The following is a 23,284-nucleotide window of genomic DNA, read 5'->3' as shown; positions in this document are numbered from 1 at the left end:
TTAACTCTAGAGATCTGAAGGCAAATAATGAACTGCCTTCAGATCCAAATTTGCAACTAAATTAATGTTACTGTGATGTCACACATTCACCAGAGGTAGTAGCATCAGGAGAATTTCCTACCCAGTTATTCTCACAGGGGGCAGAATTATCATCTTGCAAGTCAAAATCCACATTGCCAGAGACAGTATTGCCTACGATATTGTTTCCAGTCTGGCCAAATAGCTCCATTAAGATTCCTGCAGTATTTGACCCTTGAGTGCCATTATTCTCCACCGTATTCTGGCTGATAAGACAGCTACTGGCGCTATTAATTTGTATTCCAGTTAAAGTATTATCCGATACTGTATTTGACGATATTATTGAACTGCTACCATCTACCTGTATACCCGTTATTTCATTTCGACTTATGTCATTAGAAAACAGATTATTTGTTCCCCCCGCGATTATAATACCTGTACCTGCATTATCCGATATATTTGATATGGTTAGCGTATTATTACTACTAACAAACTCAATACCAGAAGAAGTATTACCAGAGGTGTTCAGGCCGAACAAATTATGAATACCGGAACCTTCCACAGAAATACCTGTATTGCAATTAGATACAAACCCATCCTGTAACACCCCGCCCGATATTATGGCCGCAAAACCATCGACCAAAATTCCCACTGTAGTTCCATCACAACTCAGCGTATAACCATTCAAATCCAGATATCCGGTCGGCCCAGTTACAGTCAAAGCCGGGGTAACATTGCAGAGCAAATCTTGATCCAGTATTACCGGACTGGTTATGGTGTCTCCGCACTCAACAGCACCATTTGCTAGTGAACACAAAGATGCAGACAATAAAGAAGCCGCCAAAGAAGTTATCAATGCCTTGCTTATCACAGATCGAGATATAAAGCTCACGAGAGTCCTCCCAAATAAAGCTCAAATACAGAAAAGATATGTCATGCTGATTTTGAGTCAAAAACTGGTAACAGCCATGGGAAATTTGTCCGCAAAATTTAGTAAAATAGTTTAAGCGGGGAATGGAGCATATTTATATACAAGCTACAGGAATATAAATTGTAAAAGATAACACCACTACCGAAGCCACCATAGTGGCACTATCTTTTTATATCCGTATATTTCAATCCAGGCAGCTAGGATCTACAGTATCAAAAGTATTATTTCGCCATAAATTGGTACCATTGCAGGGATCACTGTTTAAATCTTGCGCATCGAAATCTTCATTGAGAATCCCCACATTTAAAATGATCAAATTATATTGCTGATCAAAATCATTCATTAAGATTCCTGCCGTTCCCGCACCTGAAGTGCCATTATTTTCCGATGCATTTTCAACGATCCAGCTATTACTGGAATCATTAATCTCTATTCCTGAGCCCATATTCTCAAAACAGAAATTCTCTGTTATATATGACCGATCACCATCTATCTGGATACCACTCAGGGTATTTTCCTCAAAAGTATTCTGGAAGACATTATTTCTCTCCCCACTAACAATTAGTCCAACCCCCGTATTTGCTTGAGCGGTACAGGCTGTCATATAGTTGCTATTGCTCACTAATTCAAATCCGGCACTGGCATTTGCAGTGGTCGATACCGCTTGAATATTATGGAATCCATCTCCATTCGCTAAAACACCCACCTCACAATCTGCAACCTGCCCTCCTCGAAGTAGCGCTGCACGCCCCTCTAACAGCACTCCAACTTCACTACCATCACATTGAACCTCGTACCCGGTCATATTCAAGCGTCCATCTGGGCCTATCACAGTTAAAGCAGGGCTGACATCACAAGTGAGATCCTCATCCAAAGTAACAGATGTGGTAATCGTATCCCCACATTCAACATCATCCGCAATCACTGGCTTGGAAATGGAAATGTTGGATATCCCGATCATTGAGACAATGGCGATTTTATAGAGACTTGAACGAGGGAGTTTCATCAAATTTTTCCTTAGCGCTGTGTTCGTTATTCATAGTCCAGGGTCATGCCTAGGTGATTTTGATCCAGCATTAAGAAAGAACCATGAGAAATTATTCCTAATAAAATGGGAATTTAGTTTGGGTTTTATGTTTAATATGCGCCAATACGGCTACGATTTTATGGATTTTATTAAAGAAACGAGAGTTAGGGAGATGGCCAAATGATGGAGTGGGCGTCGCCCCTGCTCCATCATTTAGTGGATAAGAATTTAGGCTTTTGGCCGAACGGCTTTGATATCCTGATCTGCAGCCCAGTTAAGAACGTCTTCCCGACGCAGCGCCGTTGCCATCAGGTCCGGGAATTGATCCGGTGTACAGGCAAAAACCGGAGAGCCTATCGCAGCAAACTCTTCCGCCAGCGACTGGTCATAAGATGGACGCCCATCATCACTGAGTGCCAGTAAGGTAATCACATTTACATCCTGGCGAACAAGGTTAGCAACCCGTGCTTTTAACTCCTCTTCATTCCCCCCTTCATACAGGTCGGTAATCAGGATTAAATGTGTCTTGCCAGGCCGTTCAATTTTATCCTCGCAATAAGCCACCGCCTGGTTAATGTCTGTGCCACCGCCCAGTTGCACGCCAAACAAAACGCTGACTGGGTCTTCCAGGTCCTCAGTAAGATCGACAATTGCGGTATCAAAGCAGACCAGTTTGGTTTTCACTGCCGGTATTGAAGCCATTACCGCTGCAAAGATTGAGCTGTATACCACCGATGTCGCCATGGAACCGGACTGATCGACACATAGAATGACTTCATCCAGATCCGCAAGCCGGCGACTTTGTCGCATAAATCCAATCAACTTCTCAGGCACCACTGTGTGGTAGTCATGTTGGTAGTGCCTGAGATTTTGCTGGATGGTTCTATGCCAGTCGATATCGGCAAAACGCGGCCTAAAGCTGCGTTTTGATTTATTGACAGCTCCCCTAACCGCTTCTGTGGTCTTTCGCTCCAAGCGCTCCATCAGCTCATCAACCACTTTCTTGATGACCTGGCGAGCAGTCTCAATAGTCTTTTCAGGCATCACAGAACGAAGACTAACCAAGTCTGCGACCAGGTGAACATCCGCTTCAATCGCTGACAAAAACTCGGGCTCCATGAGCATCTGCTTGAGGCCAAGGCGTTCAAACGCATCGCGCTGGACAACTTGTACTACAGAAGTCGGAAAGAACTCACGGATATCGCCCAGCCAACGGGATACTTGCGGAGACGAGCGGGACAACCCACCTCGACCTTTTTTACCAGACTCCGAGTCTCCGCTGCCATAAAGCGCACTTAACGCTTGTGACAAACGCATATCCCGCTCAGAAAGGCCGGACTCACCTTCATCAGCCCCTAGCACCAAGCGCCAACGGCGTTCCTTTTGCTGGTCTTTATCGACCGTTATCTCATCGGGTTGTTGCTCTTCAGACACTTCGTTTACTGCGCCCATGTCTTGTCCTTCTGGATTAATTTGCCGATACGCAATAGATGCTCTGACCACAACGGCAAAACTTCGGGATTAATGGCTTTGGATACCGAGTGGTTAGATCGGGCACCGAGTACCAGCTCCATCATGCGCCGACGCTCCATCGCATCGAGACTGGAAAATACGCGTCGGAAAAAAGGCAAATACTCGATAAATATTTCTTCGTCCAGATGTAGCAACCAGCGCTGTACCGCTCCCATCAGTACCGGGTCGTACAGCAGGCGCTCAACCGCTTCGGCAAAAAAGCCCTCGAAAAATCGTGCTGCATCGGCGGCAGCTACCGCTGGAGACAGGGATTTTTCCAGCAATTGCTGTAAGCGATGTCCATCAAATCTTTCAGCCTGATACAAAAGACGCGCACAAAGGCCGCTGACCTGTAAACTGGAAAGAGAGCTGTCTACTAGTTGCTCGAAGGCTTGCCACCAGTCCTCCATAATTTCATCACCCAACTCTGCCAATTGCAGTGCCTGGTGAGCGCTGTGAATACTGTTTCGCAGCCGTAGTGACTCTTCATCGTTAAGATTGCGACAGGCGTACGGCAGGGCCAGGGCAGATTGCATGGCTAAGCGTTCTACCAGGCCGGCAACTTGCTCCAACGCTAATTCTCGCGCGGTACCATAGCGTTGAACCTGGATTAACGCCGGCAGGCTGTCGAGAAGCTCGATACCGTCACTGGCCAGAGCCGCTCTCTCGGCCAATCGTTTCAGGCCCGCTTCAGAAGCCCGGTGCAACTGAGATTCGAGGGACAGCAAAACCACTTCTGCTAACTTGCCCAAATGACTCTCAGCGGTGATCGCCTCGACAAGTTTATTGTTAGCCGCTTGCTCAATGGTGGAACCGTAAACTAAGTTTTCCACCAATTTTACCGCATACTCCGGCTGCCAGCTGAGCACCCAGTTTTCCCGGAAAGTACCGCGACTTTTTCCGGTATGGGAGGGTTTACCCCAAGGTACTTCCAGCACAGTAAGACGGTGCAGTAACGTAGATTTATTCAGGCCGATATCACTGCGTAAATCCAGGGAAACTTCTTTATCCAGAGCGGCGGGCTTTAGCTTGGTCTTTTTCTGCCAGCGCTGTAGATCCTCCAGCAGGGGCACCAGTGGGGCATCCTCGGGGATAGCCCCAACTTGCTCACCCAGAAGCAACTCTCTTTCTACCTGCTGCCAAATAAGGCGCTCGCCAAAACAGAGGCAGGCCACAGCGGCTTCAATAATTTCTTCAAACCCCGGAGCTGGACGATTTCTAACGGCTGCCAAACTGCGGCTCAGGCGCACGGCTTCAATAACCGAAGCCGTAGAGACCACTTGTCCACTTTCGCGCAATGCGCGCACCAGCCGCCCAAACCAAAGCTCCAGCCACTGCTCGCCGGTGCCCTCGCGCCAAATATGCTGGTACCACATAGGTGCAGCAACCCCGGCCCCGTAACCGGAAGCCATCGCCAATCGCGGCGATGTCCAGGGTATCCAGGTGGTTTTCACTTTGCTCTTGGGCAATTTCGCCGGCAGCTGTTTAATCAGTGCGCGGTCATCTTTTGCTGTGTGCTTTTCACGAAATGCCGGTAAGTGCCAGGCCCCGCAGACTACAGCGACCTCACCTTCCACCCCTTTCTTTTCTTTGGCAATTTCCAGGCGCATATAGGCTTCGCGCAGTAAATCCCTTTGCGACAACGGCGCGGTTTCAGTTATTTCTCCGCGCAGCGCGGTCATCGCCGACTCTACCCGGGAAAATATCTCCGCACTGTCATCGTTATTCTGCTCGATCAGATCATTCCACCAGGCCTCACCATCTTCATAACCCGCCAGCTTCGCCAAAAGGCCGATAGGATCAGAGGTATCAGATGGTGGCTCTGGCTCGCCTGCCACCGCAGGGGAATCAGACTCTCCGCCGTTTTGCTCCGCTTCAGGGTCCTGGGCTTCAGATTGGAGTAACTGCGCCAGCTGGATATTAATGGGCAGATCAATGAATTTAACTTCTACCCCCTGTTGTACAGCCCATAGGCAGGCCTGGTACTCAGGGGAGTATTCCACAAACGGGTAGTAAAGGCTGGAGCCGGGCGACTCTGCAGCATAGCCGAGTAGCGCTACCGGCGGCTGCATCTGTGCGCTAGCCAGCAGAGGCAGTAATTCACTGCAATCAGCGGGGCCCTCTATCAATACTTTTTTTGGCTTCAGCTGATCCAACGCGGCGACAAGGCGCCGCGCAGAACCGGGCCCGTGGTGCCGAATACCAAAATAATGACAATCCACCTTGGACACGGGATATCCCTTACAGTACTTCGTTCATGGTGTGGTAATAACCGGCAAAGTCTCGGCGCTTTTTCAGGACCGTTTCCAAATACTCCTCCAATACAGCTTTATCCTGCACTGGATCTTTGACAATGGCGCCCACCAAATTACTGGAAAGCTCTTCTGCACTGAATTTACCATCGCCAAACCAGTTCGCCTGACTCAATCCACCCACCATTACCGCAATTGCCTCAGCCGTAGACAAGTTACCGGACGGTGTTTTCAGGGTTATTTTTCCATCCAGTGTTTCACCACCGCGCAGCTCGCGGAAAATGGTCACTATTTTCTCGATCTCTTCGCCGGCATTTGCCGGCACTGGCAACTCCAGGCTCTCACCCATCTCTGCCACGCGGCGAGAAATAATGCTGACCTCTTCATTCATATCATCGGGCAACGGCAATACCACAACATTGAAACGTCGTTTTAGTGCGGAGGATAATTCATTAACGCCCTTATCGCGGTTATTGGCTGTTGCGATTACATTAAAACCGCGCTGCGCATAAACTGCATCATTCAACTCGGGGATCGGCAGCATTTTCTCTGACAGCACGGTAATCAATGTATCCTGAACATCAGAACCCATACGAGTCAGCTCTTCCAAGCGACACAAGGTACCCTGCTCCATAGCGCGATATAAAGGCGTTGGCACCAGGGCTTCTTTGCTGGGGCCCTTTGCCAGTAGCTGAGCGTAGTTCCAGCCATAGCGAATCTGGTTTTCGTCGGTGCCCGCCGTACACTGGATCACACGGGTACTGTTGCCACAGATCGCCGCAGACAAGTGTTCAGATACCCAGGACTTTGCCGTGCCCGGCACACCGAGTAACAGCAGTGCTCGATCGGTGGCGAGGGTGGCAACAGCAGTTTCAATCAGGCGGCGGTTGCCGATATATTTTGCACTTATCTCAACACCTTCAGCCGTTGTGCCGCCCATCAAGTATTTCACGACTGCCTGCGGAGACAGACTCCAATTCTCTGGTTTTTTTCCGGTGTCTTCTGCTTTTAAGGCATCCAGTTCTGATTGGTAGGTAATTTCAGCGGGTTGACGAAGTACGTCACTCATGGGGAATCCTTTTGTTTTACCTGCCCGGAAATTCACTGCTTATTTTATGAATTTTGCCGGGCAACGATCGGTCTTAAAATTAAATCTGTGTTGGGTGTGTATGGACTAAAGGCCATCCACGCCGGCAAGCTCGCTATTAAATCGAAGACAGTCAGTTGCGGGGTCTGCCCGTAGCACGCCCTGCTCAAAAAGCGCTTCCAGTAACTGTCGAGCGGTCTCTCTGGGTAACATCAAGCCCAACGCAGTCAACTCCCTCTGTAGATAAATAGACTGCAAATAACCACTCTCACTTAATTCCTCGACAACGAGCTTTAACAGCGCCTTCCAGGGTGACGTTTTTTTCAAATCATCCCAGGAAAGCTCCGTTAACGGTTCGGGCAAAAACTTGAGTAGATCCTGAAAATCAACCTTGGCCTTTTTATTACGCAAAAGTCCAAACATCAATTCGGCACGGCGGGACTGTTCCAGGCGCGGCAATAAACTGTGCAGGAGAGACATACCGGCCTCACCGGTATCCAGGTAGCTCTCAATATTTGTGACCAACAGGGCAATAGCCTTATCTGGCAAAGTATCTACCGCATTGGTAACAAAACTGTGGTTATCATAATCGCGATTTTTATCGAGCTGCCAAGCCCCAGCTAAGTCAGTCACGGTGATATCCAGTGCTTCCGCAAGGCTTTGTAGAGATACCTTCTGCAAAAATTCCGAGCGAATGGCTTGCTGTTTTTTGCTCTTGAGCTTGCGGGGCAATAGTTGCAACTGCTTCTTTACCAAGCCCACTTTTTTTAATTCGTAAAACTCAGCCAATTCCTGCGCAGAAGACTCTTCCTGAGTATTGGATTCAAGTTCCGATGACAATCCCAATCGGGATAAATACTGATTGGCAAGACGCGCCACCTTTTGTGAACGATCTTTAAGCAGGGACTGTAAATATTCCCCATCGGACTCACTCAGCCGGATAGCAAGAACTCGCACGATCCTTAAACGTTTATCAGCGGGTTCACGCCCGGCGCAGGTCTGGATCAAATTTAAAGCGGCGGCGGGTTTACTGAAGCGCAACTCCCTGAGCTTTGCCAGGCGACTGGCGGGATACCAATCATCCCAGTTTTCCTCAGTTAACGCTTCAGAATCATCAATACTACCCCGCTCATTCGCGGCCCATTGTGACCAGGGTAAATAGACTTCCGGCAAGCCTTCATCATTACTTGAGGGAAGCCAGTCCGCAGGATGGGCAATATATCCCCGCTGTAACAGCAACTTCAGGAGCAATCCGGTTTGCTCCATAGAGCGGGACTGAACGCTTTCAGTGACACGACGAAAATGGGCCCGCATTGGGTAGGGAAGCACGAGCTTATTCAACTCGGGCAACAAGGGGAATTCGCGTAACTCCCCCGGAGCCTGGGGCTGATAGAGTGCGCTTTGGTGCTGGCTGAGAAGCGCTACCGCCGCTGATGCCAAGCGCTCCTCTTCCAGGCCTTCAAACAATGGACGCCAGGACTCAGGTAGGGCGTCGAGCTCTAAGGGCAAATCACTGCCCACCATCCAACGCTGCTGTAGGCGCTCTACCAACAACTGCTCTTCCTGGATTTTCTCAGGCGTTAGCATGCGATTGTCCCCCACTCATCTGTCCGCGCGCTGTGCAGTTCAGCGCTGCTTCCATCCCACAAAATAAACGCCGCCTGTAATTTTGAACCCAGTAATAGAGAGGGAATCTGTTCATTGTTGAGCGGTAGCGTTTGCTGCCCAGTCGAGCAGCGCCACCAATAATTGCCGTTGGCACAGCGCAGTAGACGCCCCCCTTCAAGAAGGTGCGGTACCTGCTCTATCCAGGGTTGCTGAGACAACTGCTTTTGGTAGTGGGAGAACACGCTCTCTTGCTGGGCTGGCCATCTCTGATTCACACCATCCTGCACCACTTTAAACTCCACAGGGAAAGCTCTCAGAGGCATGCGACCGGGATAAAAAACCAACTCCCCTTCTACGCTGGCGCCGATACCAATGCCCACCTCCCGGCGCCCCGCAGAAGCCGGATAGTGATCCAACAACAGGGCAAATACTGGGGTATCACTATCAAGCTTGAGCAACCAGGAAGCGTGGCTCACCAAACCATCGCGGCGAGTGCTCACTTTCTCTCCTACATTCTGCCAAATACCCCTTTGTCGGGGGCTGGCTGGGTTTTCCAAGACTTGGTCACGGTTCTCGGCAACGGCAATAGCTCTGCGAGCATCCACATCTTCCTCATCAGTGAGCCAAGCACTGCTGAGTAACATTAATTGCCCCAGCTCCTTGAATACCACTTCCGCCTGTTTCTGTGGTGCAAGCCCCAGGGCCTTGGCTGGAAGCTCATCAACCCTGGATGCCAAGCCGGCAGCTTTGGCGTCTACCAAGCGCGCAGAGATATAGCGGCAGCGCTGGCGAAGTTCCTTGAGAAATCCCACCATGCCAGTGCGCAATTGATCCTCAACCCACTGCTGGAATTCACCTAGCCCAGTGGCGATACTCTTGTTGGTTTTAGCGCGTGTCTGCGCTGCCCGCTTAGCCCTGGCCGCTTCCTTTTTTTCTTGCTCCTCTTTACTTTCCGAGGTTTCCTCAGAAATACCGTGAATGTTTTTATTGGTAGAAACTTTTGTCTCAGCTTGGGCTTCAGGCTTACTCTTACGCCGCCGCCCCAACCACTCTACTACCCACTCCGGTGTTTCAGCCTCAATAAAGTCATCCGGGCCGTCGGCGAATTGCCACAAAAGGGCTAGAACATGCTTGCAGGGAAACTTACGGGAGGGGCAGGTACACTTGTAACCGTGATCTACTGTATCTGCCATAGTGTAATAGGGGTTGGCCCCCGACCCTTGGCATTGCCCCCATATACAATTTACAGAAGCCGCTTTACCGCGCAAAGGCCATTTAGCCGGCTTCAACAGTTTTTTGGCTGCGTTTAAAGAAGCCTGGTCTGGGGCCAGTTCTTGTACAACCTCTAGGGAAATATTCATCTCTTGCCTTATACAGCTCAATACTGTACATAAATACAGCAATCGTATCTATGTAGCTATAGCGGCGCATAAAGTACCACGCAGCTAAGATAGAATAAAATCTAAATTCACAAAATATTAAGTTTATCGCTACTTTATTGATTTAAAACAGTAAGTGCATATTCCAACGATTTGGCACCATGGAGCAAATTACCAGAGAGCATAGAACGACAGGAGCAGCGACATCGAAAGGGCTAATTTTTATATTGATTCATAAAACGTCAACAGAAGTCATGTATTTTACTAAAACCATCTACATTTTTCGGTAGATTTAACTCAAACCCCGCCAGGCCACTCTACTGTAAAATATTTATCAGCGGACAATATTGACACCAATTCTCATAAAATCTAGTCTTGCAGAGGCAATATACCCCAAAATGAGATAGCCCACGGGACGTAATTTGCAAGCAAAAAGTACAACTAAGTTAAATACAGTAATTATCATTATTGCCACCTGCTTAACCATGTCAGCTTGCTCTAAGAGAATCGCCACACTCATAGAAAGGTCCAAAAGCCTTCCCTATACAGAAACAATAACTCCAGAAGAGATAAAAGATTTAGGATTTAAAAAGGATCAGTACTGCACAAAAAACAAAGAAAACTGCGTCAGTTATTACTACGGCTCACCAATAACTGAAAGTAAACTTAACTACTCGGTTAAATTTTATGCGCAAGATAAGGAAACCACTGTTAACCTTCATATCAGTAGAGAGCAGCTTAAAAATAAATGTAAAGGCACCGTAATTTTGTTTCATGGATTCCGTGGATCTAAAGAGTATATGCTTCACTCAGCATTATATTTTCGCTTTCTGGGATTCAAAGTCATAGTTCCAGATCTTCTCGGTCACGGCGAATCAAATAACACCAAAAAGTATGGTGTAGGCGATAGTAAAGTTATCAGCCAACTTATCAGCAAGTTAATCGAAAAAGGGGATATCGAAGATAAAAACTTATATCTACTGGGAAGTTCAATGGGGGCGCTAACCGCACTTTATACTTCCACCTTAAGATCAGACATAACTGGCATAATATTATTAGCTCCCATGTTATCTTTTGAACAAGCTTTTCATAATTATGCAAAACTCAATCACCCTATACTTAGTTGGATAATTCCTGACAAAGATATTCGCCAGGGAGCAAACACAGCTCTAGAGAGAGCTGGTGTAGTCCCTAATGATACCAATATATTCCCCCTGCTCAGGGCCTCCGGGATTCCGATATTATTAATTTCCTCACCTACAGATCGAATAGCACCCTACAGCAGCTATATGACTCTAGATCAGTCAAATATCGAGCTGGCTGAAGCCTCCAATAGAAACCACCCAAGCATGACTACTATAGGAAATATAGAGCACAAAGTAATTATCAATTGGCTCAATAAAAAATGGGATATTTGTACAACACCACAAAATCTTTGAGCTTAAGGGAGATCTACATTTGTTAGGTTATGTGCATATGGGAAATGTAGTCATCCATCGTTATTTATACCAGACAACAGTAAGGGTTATGAAATTAAGCAGAACTAACTAACCATCTGCCTCGGTGAAAACATGATAATAGCCATACCCAGCATTGCTACAGCGGCACCACTCACATCCCAAACCGTGGGTTTAACACCGTTAACCAGCCATAACCACATTATTGAGGAAAAAATATAAATTCCTCCATAGGCGGCATACACCCGGCCCGCTGGAGCCGGATGCAATGTCAATAACCAGGCAAATATCGCCAAACTTATACCGCCAGGAACTAGAAGCCAAATACTTTTGTCCTGCTTTAACCACAAGTAAGCCGTGTAGCAGCCTATTATCTCTGCAAGCGCCGTAGCCAGGAACAAAGCTATAGTTTTTATTTCAAACAGCAGCATGAACGTCTAGATATTTAGCTATTTACCGGACAAACATTTTCAAGACGCATTGTGAAGGCTCTTTTCATATATGAAAATTGTTCGATGGTCTCCATATGCTTACTCAGGGAGTTTCTTGCACGTGTGAATTTTCTCTTTTCCGCCGCATTCATTCCCTCGTTAAACATATATAAACTTTGCAGTGGCGCCATGGCAGTTTTCTCTGTGCGATAAAAAACATCATCAGACATCGCCAAATCAACCTTATCCCGTATGGAGCCATCCGGCATAATTTGCACCGATACGCTGGGAACGTAATTCGCAATAGGGCCTTCAAAGTTAAGAACGGTGGATTCCTTCTCACTCAATTTCTTCGCCACATAAACCTTAAGCTTGTTATTGCGCACTTCCAATTTTACAAATGGTTTAATTATTTTAAACTTCTCCTTATCCTCCTCAAATAGTTTCACGGATGCTTCAAGCATTACCAAGCTTTGAGTATTGATAAAGCGTTCATATTCTTCTAAGTGGCACGATGCCTGCACCCCACTACTCAACAAGAAACATAGACTAAAGGCTAATCTTTTCATTGATCTAAATATTATCCTTAATATTTGATAAATTGATCGCCTCAAACATCAACTGGCGCACTGGTTAACCCAGCACAGTTTAGACCTCATTGGCATCACTATTAGCCAGTGATTGCGCTTGAAACTTTCTCACGATAAAAAATACGTACCCTGCTTCTTTTTCCGATTAATTTACGCCACTAATAGTAAAAAAGGTGAAGCTGGTACAGCTTCACCTAACGGGTTTAGTCACTAAAAAAATCCTGATCTCTGCGGAAGTTAGTCCCTACCGATAATCCGACAGCACTACCGGCGGCAGTTCAGCAGCCTCTGACATCCACTCTTTTACGCTGTCACGCCCCAGCAACCGGTCTATCCACTGTTTAGTAAGCGGCCAGGGCTGCAAATTTGGGGCGTGGGAGAAAATTCTTATCACTGTTGGCACAAAGGCTAAATCTACCAGGGACAAAGCACCCATCAAGTAAGGGCCACCATTTTGCTCAAGCTCTCCTTCCCAGGCGGCAAATAGGCGCTCCGCATCCATCTCTTCTTCGGGGGTCATTGGGCGTTTGTCGGGGTAAAATGCACTTTCAAAGGATAGGAGTGGACACAACCCGGACAACCCAGAATGTTGCCAGCTAAGCATGGCCCGGGCTCGGGCCCGCATCAATGGATCTTGAGGTAACAGTTCACCAGAACCAATATCATTGGCATATTCCATAATGGCCAAGGAATCAAAAATAATCATATCCCCCTCTTCCAGTACGGGTACTGATCTCGCAGGGGATAGCTCACCGATACGCTGTAAGTTCTGGAATCGCTGTGGCCGGCGAATATCTACAACCACTTCCTCAAATTGAACTTCCTGTTCACGCAATGCCAACCAAGCCCTAAAGGCCCAAGTGGATGCATTTTTAGTACCCGAGTACAGAACACGAGACATAATTAATCCATTGTTATAGTTGAATTATATTGATCAATTGGGAGCTTCAATTATACCGCTTAACCGCCAAACAATTAGAATATAGCATCAAATTTATTGTGCATTAACAACACTACGGTTCATAGCCATCAATGCCTCATCACAAACAGCTATTTTTTGAATCGCCTCACAAACTTAAAGAAAACCAAAAGGCGACTCAAGTTTAGGCTAACTCTCACTATTCAATTGAATCGCCTAAGAGACACAACTTACTACTGGGGTGGAAGGAAAGACTACACCGCACTCGAGACACGCAGTGAATACATCCCTGTAAGCTTCTAATCGGCATCCATGCCTCATAGGGTCCCGAGCGCGGTGTAGTCTTTCCTTCTCCCTTTTTAGTAAGTTTCGAAAATCGCCAAAAAATTCAATCCAGGCAGCTTGGACTTTTAGTAATGGCAACATTAGCGTACCAAGTGTTGGTGCCACTACAATCGGGGTCAACCGTATCATATAAATCAAAGGAAAGATTAAGTTCAGAGAAATTTCCAGTTATGACATTATTAGTCGAACTCGTGAATTCCAAAACGATACCTCCACCATCATTACTTGCTATTAAATTTTGGGAGATTATATTACTGGATGAGCCCTCGATTAGAATTCCTGCTCCACCATTGGATGTAGATATATTATTGAACACATTTGAAAAGCTATCATCTACCTGAATTCCATCAGAGACACTGAGCGATACAACACAAGAAGAGAGAGTATTAAAATCATCATCCATATCAACACCTACCCGACCACTATCAGTGATTATGCATCCACTAATATTGTTAAAGATACTGTCAATATCAATACCATCGTCAACACTACCAACTAGCTCAGTTCCGACGACCGTGTGATAACCCTCACCGCCTATAAAAATATTGTCAAAACAATCATTAATGGCACCGCCAGTCAACACCGCACCTTGGCCCAGGATACGTATTCCAGCACCGCCAAATCCCGCACCTGTAGCACAGGTCACAGAAAAATCTCCCATACTCAAACTGCCTTCAGGACCAACTATCGTAAGGGCATCAGGCTCAGCGGCAGTAAGGTCACAGAGTAAATCCTGTGTAAGCACTTCGGCGGTTGTAATAACATCACCACAGGATACCTGAGCGGATACTACAAAAGAGTATGACGCTGTAAATAGCCCCATTACGCCTAATATTAATAACTTAATAACTGACTGCTTAATATCCATGTAAAACCTCTGTCAATATTGTATAAGAGTTGGATTTCCTAGCCTGGGATACAGACTGCCTCCTTAGTTTGGACGTGACTATTAATTCCGCCATAAGAAAAAGTACCTAAAGCGCTAAGCTGCAATCGGCGGGGAAAATTACAAATCGAAGGGGGGTAAAGTTTCGGGGCACAAAAAAACCCGGCAGGCGCCGGGTTTTTTAAACAAAAGGTAAGGAAATTACTTCAAACCAAGTACTTCTTTACCCTGAATAAAGGTAACGTCAACCGGAATATTGGCCTCAGCCAAGCGATCCAAATCAGCCTGCAGTTCAGGGCCAATTACGCCTTTAGTCTCCAGCAGTGATTTGGCTTCCTCGTAGTCACCATCACCCTGGATAGTAATGATTAAACGAGACAAGTTGGTCATCGCCTGTTGCATCTTTTCAAAATCAACACTGTATTGACCAGTCTTGGGATCGCGAGTGAAGGCACCCTGCTCCTTAAAGTAGTTAAAGCGCATCATATTGGCTTTACCATGGGCACTGGCTGCACCAAAACGTACGCTGCGGAAAATACCCGCCAGGAAGGTAACATAGTTATCCATCAACTGGCCTTCTTCCAGCTCACCTTTTTCATGCAAGCGGGTAACCATGTACAGACCGAGGATATCAGCCTTACCTTCTTCCAGGGCGGAAGAGGTTTCCTTCAAAGCCTGGCGAACATTATTTCCGCCTTCTACGGTCTTTTTAATTCCCAAACCGTGGGCCACTTCGTGGAACATGGTGTTGGCAAAGAATGCCGGGAAGGTAATATTCTTGCGCTGATCTTCTGCGATCAAAACATCGCTAATCGGCACCAGGATCTTGTCAAACTTGGCCTGCATTGCATTCTTCAGCTGCAAACGGCGAGTGCCTTTGGCCAGCTGAACTTCTTCATCATTGGGAAGGTTAATGGCAATGGTCTTGGAGCCGGCATTGCTGTGGCCCGCATAGAAGAGTACATCGTAGGCATTCAAGTCTGAATCAGTACCGGGCTCTTCAGATTTGTACTTTTCCTCAACCGGCAAACCCTTCTGCAATTCGGGCAGTAGAGCGGCAAACTTGGCCAGTTTCTTACTCCACTCTTTGTCTTTCAGCAGGACATAGGACTCATAAGCGGTACGATAGGCAAACAGCTGGTCTTCATAGTTTTCAATAGGGCCAATAACCACATCGATATCATTCTCCTTCATATCCATCCAGGCCATATCACTGGGACGGAAATTATCGGAGAGAAGTGCATCGGCACGCATAGTGAGGTAGTTAGCAAATTCTTTGCTCTCGGCCAATTCAGCTGCCTGGCGCAGAATGCTGGCCGCCTTATTCAGGTCCGCATTGTAGGCTTCGTTGTAAGGCACCAGTTCGAGACTGCCAGACTCATTGCGGCGTACCAAGGAGTACAAGCCGTCTTTTCCTGCCTGGTCCCATTTCTCGAACTCTTCGCGGGTCATATCCGCTGGGTAGAAGTTAGCACCCAGGGGCTTATCTCCATAACCAACAATAAACGGCTTGTTGTCGTTAAGGCGATCCCAGGGGCCATAGTTGATATCGGCAAACTTACGAGCGCGGTTGTCTTCAATATCTGGGAGCAATTCCTCAGCTGGGCCGTAGGATTGCAACCAAAACAGGCGATCCATAATCTGGCTGGCATCAATCAACAGGCCAATCATTTTGCGCTGGTTGTCGGAGAGACCGCTTAGATTTGCAGTGAGCTCAACCGGTACATAGATATCAAAACGCTTATCCGCATCTTCTACCTTTTGGCCTGAGGGCACAGGTACCGTCTTGGACTCTACAATCTGAGCCTCAGCTTCCGCTTTGGCAACTTCTTCGGGCTGCTGCTCTTTTTTGGAACAAGCGCCAACAAGGGCCAGTGCCAACACTGCTGCCGCTATCTTGGTAGCCTGAAAAGGAATGGTCATATCGCTCTGCCTATCATTTTTTTGTATCGGCGCCACATTAGTCTGGCTGTAGGGATTTATCAACCGTCATGGCGTAGGCACCTCGGCCGCCTGGGTCTCAGTTCCACGCTCCTGTTGCTGCATACGCCAGAGGGCCGCGTAGTGTCCGTCAGCCTGCATCAATTCCCGGTGGGCTCCCTGCTCGACTATTCCGCCCTGATCCATTACCAGAATGCAGTCTGCATCCACAATTGTGGAGAGGCGGTGAGCGATCACTAACGATGTCTGCTCGCGGGCGATCTCCTGCAGGGATGCCACTATGCCCTGCTCTGAGTGGCTGTCGAGAGATGAGGTCGCTTCGTCAAAGATCATAATCGGAGGCTTTTTCAGCAGGGCCCGAGCGATAGCAACCCGCTGCTTTTCCCCTCCGGACAATTTGAGACCCCGCTCCCCCACCAGGGTATCGGCCCCCTCTGGCAGTTGCTGAACAAAGCCTTCCAGCTGGGCGTGGCGGATCGCCTCATCCACCTCAGTATCTGAGGCATCTACACGCCCGTAACGCACGTTGTCCCGGATCGACTGGTTGAACAACACTGCATCCTGAGGCACAACACCAATAGCCCTGCGCAGCGACTCCTGGGAAACACTGCGAATATCCTGGCCATCAATGGAAATTGAACCGCTGTTAGCGTCATAAAAACGAAACAGGAGCTTAAAGAGGGTGGATTTACCTGCACCGCTAGCGCCAACAATTGCCACTTTTTGCCGTGGCTCCACAGCAAAGCTGATACCTTTGAGGATCTGGCGATTATCTTTGTAGCCAAACTGGACGTTATCAAACTCAATTCGGCCCTCCACCACAGTGAGGGGGGCCGCCTCGGGAAGATCTTCCACAGCAGGTTTTACCGCAAGTAAAGAGAACATCTTCTCAATATTTGCCAGTGCCCCTTTCATCTCCCGGTACACAAAGCCGAGAAAATTTAGCGGTATAAAGATCTGCATCATAAAGGCATTCACCAATACGAAGTCACCGATGGTCATAGTGCCTTTGGTGACTCCTACCGCGGCAAGAACCATTGCTGCACACATTGCGCTGGCAATAATCAGCGCCTGGCCACTATTTAGGCCAAACAGGGATAGCCTGTTCTTACGCCGGGCCTTCTCCCAACTGGCCAGCTCCCGGTCATAGTGACCGGATTCATGTCGCTCATTGGCAAAGTACTTAACCGTCTCATAGTTGAGCAGACTATCAACTGCACGACTGCTGGCCTGTGACTCCGCCTCATTCAACTCCCTGACAAAGCGCGTACGCCATTCAGTGGCCACCACAGAAAAGCCGATATAAATAATCACTGCGGCCAGCACTAATAGCGCAAAGAACCCGCTGTAATTCCACCAGAGCAACCCCGCCACCATAGCTATCTCTACCAGCGTGGGTACGATATTGAAGACCATAAACCGCATCAAGAACCCGATGCCGCTATTGCCCCGCTCAATATCTCGCGAGAGCCCACCGGTACGGCGGTTCAGGTGAAAATCCAGGTCCAGCTTGTGCAAATGCTGGAACACTTCAAGCCCGATCCGGCGCTGGGCCCGCTCAGTGACACGGCCAAAAATCGTGTCTCGCAATTCGCCAAACAGAGTGCTGGAAAGGCGTACAGCCCCATAGGCCAACAGCAGCCCCAAAGGTAATGCCACTGCCTGGGCCATACCCCCAGCACTATCCAGGTCATCGACAATATGTTTGAGCAAAAATGGCAGGGTAACACCCGCAACCTTGGCGCCAATCAAGCAGAGGATCGCCAAGACGACGGCGCGACGGAACTCCAATAAGTAGGGGAAGAGGGTTTTGAGTGCACCCCAGTGCACCTCATCCAAAGAGACAGTGGATTTGGGTCTCGGCATAATCTATCCAGGAGGAGAAAACAGGCGCCCATTATAATTCGTCAATAGAACTTATATAGACGCTTGCCTCTAAAACGCCGCCCCGAAGCTGCTCTTTAAAGCGCATATTCTCACTCTCACACTACATTGACACTGTCGCCGATACAGCAGCAGTCATCAAACAGCAAAACGTCTGTGCCGTTTAAGAGGACCGCAAAAGACTAAATCGTCGCTAGGCTTTCATATGCTCAAGCATATAGGTCAGCACTTCATCTCGGTCATCGACTAATTTTTCTATCAGATCAAGATGGTCCCGATTATTCGCTAATTTGAAATAACAGGGATTATTCATTTTTAGCATTTTCTCTTGATACTCTTTGGCCTGCCAAAAAAATTCCAGAGTATCAAATTCAGGCACTATTAAGTGTAGCGGGCATCTTGTTGCATCAATACCAGACACTAGCATCTGGGGACTTACCTTTTCAGCAGATTCCATCGACATATTAATGAGATCATTAAAAAAACTATTGACCAATGGGCGGATATCAAATATGCCAGCGAGGGAGAACGCACCTTTAAATTTACATTGAGCAGTTGCCGGAACGCCAAATTGATTCCAATCTGTCTGATGTAATAATGCCACCAGCTGCCCCCCTACCGAGTGGCCCACTAAATATACAGATGGAGATCCTTTTTCCTCGGCCTCTTTTAGTACGCTCGCCATTGCCCACTGCATCTGCGCGACAATAGACTCCATTGGAGTATCATTTTTCCAGTCCGTGGCCATACGGTAACCTGGCATATACACTGCAAGTCCTTCTTTATTAAAAGGCTTGGCCAGAAAAGAAAATTGCTCTTTTGAAAACCACTGCCACCAACCACCGTGAATATAAATTACAATCGGAGCATTTTCAGGGACTTTATCCGACCTGAATACATCCATCGAGCCAGAGTAGTCCCCCTCTCCAAAACTAACAGTTTGTAAACCGTCCTTAATCGCTTTGCGATACGTTAAACTGCGACTTCCTGTAAACTCTGCATGAGATGGCAAAAGAAGATCTGCAGGGAGGCGACGTGTCCACAAAACGGGATTATATTGTTCGTCCGTTTTCTCACGAGTAAAGCAATTCCAAAATTCACTCACGGGTAACACCCTCACTTTTCGCTAAGATTGATAGCTTTGCGTCTATATAGGTTACATCCGCTAACTCTTGACCGATTGGGCTTTGCCAAAAAAGGTTTTATTTGTTTTCCCGATCTTTGGGTAGGCCAAAGTATTTATGCCTACTCTACATACATAGATGCATATCCAGTGGCATTGCCGTTCCAAATTATGGGTATCCTCTATCGTGATAACCACCGTTTCATCAAACACTCGATTTTGAGTGATCACTTCGGTGTTTTAATTTGTTGGTACTGCCTTCCGTATCATGATGGCTTTTCGTCAAAAGTAGGCCAGCCTCCCGTAGTAGCCGTAGCGCATCAGCATCATTAATATCATCTACGGTAGAAGCAATAAGGTTGTACCCTATATGATAGGGGTCCGTATCGACCCCAGCATGCAAGCCTTCCAAATAGACACAACCTTTCCTCGCAACAGGCCGGGCTGCTCGAATAAGTTCACCATCATGTTCGACATTGAATTTCCCATTTAGCGCATTAACAATATTCATCAGGGCCTTTTGTCTCTTATCTGGATCTCGAGTAATGGCGGTCGAAAACTTAGTGCGTATGCAAGGGCCTTTCCAGCTGTCATCAAGATATTTACTGTTAAAAAATACGCGCACCATAAATCTCTCGCAAACACGATTTAAAAGGTATCGGGCAACCCAAACATCGTCTGCTATCGTTAGAGCATCGCAACATTCACCATCAATGCCACGATAACCGATTCGGAATACCCACTGCCCGAGCGTTATAGTCTTGATCTCACTGATAAGAATTCCAGCATCGATACAGGCTCTCGCATGAGCCTCAGCAACTTTTCGCCCATAAACCGATTCACTGCCTACACCACAATAATAAACTCTTTGTAATAAAAAGGCCTCAACCCCTGAAAAACGAAACGGATAGCAATCAGAAATAAGTTTATATTCCTGCTCAAAACCCAGCTGTGGTTCAATAATCGCTCCCAAACAGTCTAGCGTTTTTCTCATTCGGGCACGTATATTTGACAGGTGAATTTTTTTACCTTCCTCAAGCACCTCACAAAGTACGATATAGTCATTTAGCCCACGTAGTGGGTCCCGATAGATTCGTATTGGATTCAGGATACAACCAGAATCACTGTCATCCAACTGCTCTGTCTTGGACCGGTCAAAAGTCCACAACGGGAAATCCGTCACTACCGGACAATCTGGCAAACTAAGAGCTCTAGCCTTCGAACGAATCTGCTGCATCGGACTCGCTCCATCAATCCAAAGGTATTCTACGAAACTGAGTTTACTCATACTGATGAACCTTTTTGAGTTTCTACGTCAGCAGAATATGCCCTGCCTACTCTAGTATCTGGAAAATGTACTTACATAGATAAATTATCGATTAGCTTTAGACCCTACACATAACAGGACTGCAAACATTATCTACTCACTTCCAGACCGAAAAATACTTAAATCTTTATAGCATCCTTCATATAGAAATTTATTAAAGAGTAAACCTGAATCGTGTTATCTACCGTTTAAACTATCGAGGTATTTTTCGTAATGACTAAACTAAAAACACTGAGAATTTTGATCCGGCTTGATTTCTGCTAGTAGTAACTATCTATGCCCTAACTTAGAACATTCCAATCAAAGCGGGCACCAACCCTATAATGAATTCGATCAAACGCTACTAGCTTCCTATCGGACATCCCCCGAAATAGACCATGTCAACATGGCCAGTTTCGATATCTATAATTTGAGACACAAACGCGTTCAAATACCACTCTGATTCAAACGATCCCGAATTACTCTATAAATACGACAAACCTCTAAGCAACAACTTGACTTTAAGGTCCTAGCTAGATTCGGAGCCATATACGCTATGTGAAACATCTATACAGAGCATAAAATCTGATAGGAAAAGCCTATTCCTGCGAAACTTATTGGTGAGCAGTAGATACAAGTTAGGGCACCTGTTCGCTATTGTATTTTTTCAATTACAAAATTATGGTGACGAAAATAGTAGCCCGCGCTCTTCCCATAAAAAGGGCGCACTCTGAGTCGGCCACTAGATAACCTAGCAACTAACAATAGGTTTTATAACAAACACTCCTCACAGGGTGGGGCCGCGCCAGTTTGGGCGGCCAAATTTTCTATAGTAAAGTACAGGTCACAAGTAGAATATTTTGTGAATAGGCCCTGCACATCAATGGAATCATTTTTTGTGTAAAGCCCCCTTTCCCTCAACACTTACAAACGTTTCAGCAGTAATTCCTAGACTCTAAAATCTCTATCAGAGGAACCTACGGTATCCCCCCCAGCTAGTAATTATAATTTACGATTTTGATGTAATTTGTGGGAGGTTCTTTTTCCATTGTATGAACTACAGCGGCAAGAAGCGAGGCCTATTGATGGAGGGGTAAACTGCTCAGTACAAATACACAACACCCGAATCTTCCACTGAGTCATTTGCCTGAACGCCAATAATACCAACGGCCGAGCTATCTTCATTGGGAGCTCCTGCGACTAAAATATGACCATCCGCACTCAAGGCTATCGACCCACCGAAACTATCACCTATTTCGGTATTACTTGTCTTGATGTATGCCTGCTGATGCCAAACGCCGTCCGCACGGGCAAACATATAAACCGCTCCAGAACCAACAGAATCATTGTTCACCTGATCGCCATCGATTTCGGTTGTAGCGCTAGCCTCTCCAAAAGCGCCTATGACCAGGGTATGACCATCCGCACTCAGAGCTACAGACCCACCGAAACTATCACCTGCCCCGGTATTACTTGCCTTGATATACGCCTGCTGATGCCAGACATTATCCACACGAGTAAACACATAGACCGCACCGGAATTCCGAGCATCATTATTAGTCTGGTCGCCATCAATACCGGTAGCAGCACTAGACTCTCCGAAAGCACCTACCGCCAGTGTATGACTATCCGCACTCAGGGCTACGGAGATACCGAAACGGTCAAATACATCAGAATTACTCGCCTTAATATACGCCTGCTGATGCCAGGAGCCATCCTTTCGGGCAAATACATAAACTGCCCCGGAACCAACTGCATCATTATTTTCATGGTCATCATTGATACCGACAGCAGAGCTAGCCTCATCGGGGGCCGCTACAGCGAGGGTATATCCATTCGCACTTAAAGCTACAAACCTGCCGAAAAAATCACCAACCCCGACATTAAATATATCATTTCTCGCCTGGCCGCCATCGATACTGGTATCGACGCTGTTTCCCACCCGCGTGGCCGCCCTCCTTTTCGTCTCAACTGCATATTTTAGGGTGTGAGTTCCGATGGCTGGTCCTGCGGCTGGGCTGGCCACCTTATCGACCATACTGGTCGTGGCATGACCCTGACCGTCACCGCCAAAGACTGTGGACAGAATAAAAGCAACCGACAGTGCAAGCCCCAACAACAGGCGTATTAATATCATCGCAGCAGGCTCAAGTTTTGACACTACGTAATACATAGCCATATTTCCTTTTCTTTTTCCCTTAGGCATGGCAAGAGGGATTCCCCGGTTGAAAAGGGAGATAACAAAGCCCCAAAGACACCACCTTCTAGCAGATAACTGGATTCATCAGCAGTGAAACAACCGACCGTGGGATTCAGCGTTGAAAAAAATTGGAGTTTCGGAAATGAGGAGCCAGCACTGGAGTAAAAAAAGCCCGGCAAGCTACCGGGCAAAGGGGCTTGTGCGGGGCCAGCACAAGCAGGGGAGGTTGCGTAAAAGTGCTAAAACATTAACACCCGATACACTATTGAATTTCAACCAGTAAAACAGTCAAACATGGTACTCATCGTGTAACCGACTAAGTAAATAAGTTATATTTTTGTTTGAGTATCGTTTGGATTACTATTCGGCAGTCAAATTGATTTAACTG

17 protein-coding genes are annotated in these 23,284 nt (G+C 47.0%); 1 reads left to right on the top strand and 16 read right to left on the bottom strand.

Features of this window, described 5'->3' with window-relative positions:
- Window positions 1–67 precede the first annotated feature (67 nt).
- The 7 genes from ACJJI1_RS14080 to ACJJI1_RS14050 all read right to left on the bottom strand — a co-directional run bounded on the left by ACJJI1_RS14080 (window position 68) and on the right by ACJJI1_RS14050 (window position 9,796).
- A complete protein-coding gene (locus tag ACJJI1_RS14080; RefSeq protein WP_444957042.1) occupies window positions 68–910 on the bottom strand; it encodes a right-handed parallel beta-helix repeat-containing protein in 843 nt (280 codons plus the stop codon).
- A 223-nt stretch (window positions 911–1,133) separates the two neighbouring features.
- On the bottom strand, window positions 1,134–1,955 hold the full coding sequence (locus ACJJI1_RS14075; RefSeq protein ID WP_444957041.1) for a right-handed parallel beta-helix repeat-containing protein: 822 nt from the start codon (window positions 1,953–1,955) through the stop codon (window positions 1,134–1,136).
- Between the two features lie 249 nt (window positions 1,956–2,204).
- Window positions 2,205–3,428, bottom strand: a complete 1,224-nt coding sequence (locus tag ACJJI1_RS14070; protein WP_444912397.1) for a VWA domain-containing protein — start codon at window positions 3,426–3,428, stop codon at window positions 2,205–2,207.
- Window positions 3,416–5,719, bottom strand: coding sequence for a DUF5682 family protein (locus tag ACJJI1_RS14065; RefSeq protein WP_444957040.1), 2,304 nt, complete (start codon window positions 5,717–5,719; stop codon window positions 3,416–3,418). The genes ACJJI1_RS14070 and ACJJI1_RS14065 overlap by 13 nt, the downstream gene beginning before the upstream one ends.
- Window positions 5,720–5,729: 10 nt before the next feature.
- The gene (locus ACJJI1_RS14060) at window positions 5,730–6,809 is read right to left on the bottom strand and encodes an ATP-binding protein (RefSeq protein ID WP_444957039.1); all 1,080 of its coding nucleotides are present in this window, start codon (window positions 6,807–6,809) and stop codon (window positions 5,730–5,732) included.
- A gap of 105 nt (window positions 6,810–6,914) precedes the next feature.
- Complete coding sequence (locus ACJJI1_RS14055) at window positions 6,915–8,414, bottom strand: DUF5691 domain-containing protein (protein WP_444942415.1); 1,500 nt, start codon at window positions 8,412–8,414, stop codon at window positions 6,915–6,917.
- The gene (locus ACJJI1_RS14050; protein WP_444957038.1) at window positions 8,408–9,796 is read right to left on the bottom strand and encodes an SWIM zinc finger family protein; all 1,389 of its coding nucleotides are present in this window, start codon (window positions 9,794–9,796) and stop codon (window positions 8,408–8,410) included. The genes ACJJI1_RS14055 and ACJJI1_RS14050 overlap by 7 nt, the downstream gene beginning before the upstream one ends.
- Window positions 9,797–10,236: 440 nt before the next feature.
- Here ACJJI1_RS14050 and ACJJI1_RS14045 point away from each other — a divergent pair, with 440 nt between their 5' ends.
- Window positions 10,237–11,253, top strand: a complete 1,017-nt coding sequence (locus tag ACJJI1_RS14045; RefSeq protein WP_444957037.1) for an alpha/beta hydrolase — start codon at window positions 10,237–10,239, stop codon at window positions 11,251–11,253.
- Window positions 11,254–11,357: 104 nt separating this feature from the next.
- Here the strand turns inward: ACJJI1_RS14045 and ACJJI1_RS14040 are convergent, their stop codons facing one another.
- From ACJJI1_RS14040 to ACJJI1_RS14000, 9 genes are all read right to left on the bottom strand, one after another.
- Window positions 11,358–11,702: a YnfA family protein gene (locus ACJJI1_RS14040; protein WP_444957036.1), complete on the bottom strand. Its 345-nt coding sequence runs from the start codon at window positions 11,700–11,702 to the stop codon at window positions 11,358–11,360.
- 14 nt (window positions 11,703–11,716) lie between these two features.
- Window positions 11,717–12,271, bottom strand: a complete 555-nt coding sequence (locus tag ACJJI1_RS14035) for a hypothetical protein (RefSeq protein WP_444916413.1) — start codon at window positions 12,269–12,271, stop codon at window positions 11,717–11,719.
- A 265-nt stretch (window positions 12,272–12,536) separates the two neighbouring features.
- Window positions 12,537–13,193: a glutathione S-transferase family protein gene (locus ACJJI1_RS14030; protein WP_444957035.1), complete on the bottom strand. Its 657-nt coding sequence runs from the start codon at window positions 13,191–13,193 to the stop codon at window positions 12,537–12,539.
- A 406-nt stretch (window positions 13,194–13,599) separates the two neighbouring features.
- Window positions 13,600–14,424, bottom strand: a complete 825-nt coding sequence (locus ACJJI1_RS14025; protein ID WP_444912391.1) for a right-handed parallel beta-helix repeat-containing protein — start codon at window positions 14,422–14,424, stop codon at window positions 13,600–13,602.
- A 219-nt stretch (window positions 14,425–14,643) separates the two neighbouring features.
- Window positions 14,644–16,365, bottom strand: a complete 1,722-nt coding sequence (locus tag ACJJI1_RS14020) for a DUF8614 domain-containing protein (protein WP_444942422.1) — start codon at window positions 16,363–16,365, stop codon at window positions 14,644–14,646.
- Window positions 16,366–16,431: 66 nt separating this feature from the next.
- Window positions 16,432–18,249, bottom strand: a complete 1,818-nt coding sequence (locus ACJJI1_RS14015) for an ABCB family ABC transporter ATP-binding protein/permease (protein WP_444957034.1) — start codon at window positions 18,247–18,249, stop codon at window positions 16,432–16,434.
- A 211-nt stretch (window positions 18,250–18,460) separates the two neighbouring features.
- Window positions 18,461–19,372 (bottom strand): alpha/beta hydrolase, encoded by a 912-nt coding sequence (locus tag ACJJI1_RS14010; RefSeq protein ID WP_444957033.1) that lies wholly within the window; start codon window positions 19,370–19,372, stop codon window positions 18,461–18,463.
- Window positions 19,373–19,595: 223 nt separating this feature from the next.
- Window positions 19,596–20,627, bottom strand: a complete 1,032-nt coding sequence (locus tag ACJJI1_RS14005; RefSeq protein ID WP_444957032.1) for a glutamine synthetase — start codon at window positions 20,625–20,627, stop codon at window positions 19,596–19,598.
- A 1,171-nt stretch (window positions 20,628–21,798) separates the two neighbouring features.
- The gene (locus ACJJI1_RS14000) at window positions 21,799–22,869 is read right to left on the bottom strand and encodes an FG-GAP repeat protein (protein WP_444942426.1); all 1,071 of its coding nucleotides are present in this window, start codon (window positions 22,867–22,869) and stop codon (window positions 21,799–21,801) included.
- Window positions 22,870–23,284 lie beyond the last annotated feature (415 nt).

Source organism: Microbulbifer maximicatervae (SeqCode) (assembly GCF_052467065.1).
Note: the sequence above shows the minus strand (reverse complement) of the source record. Positions and strands in the feature narration are given on the sequence as shown.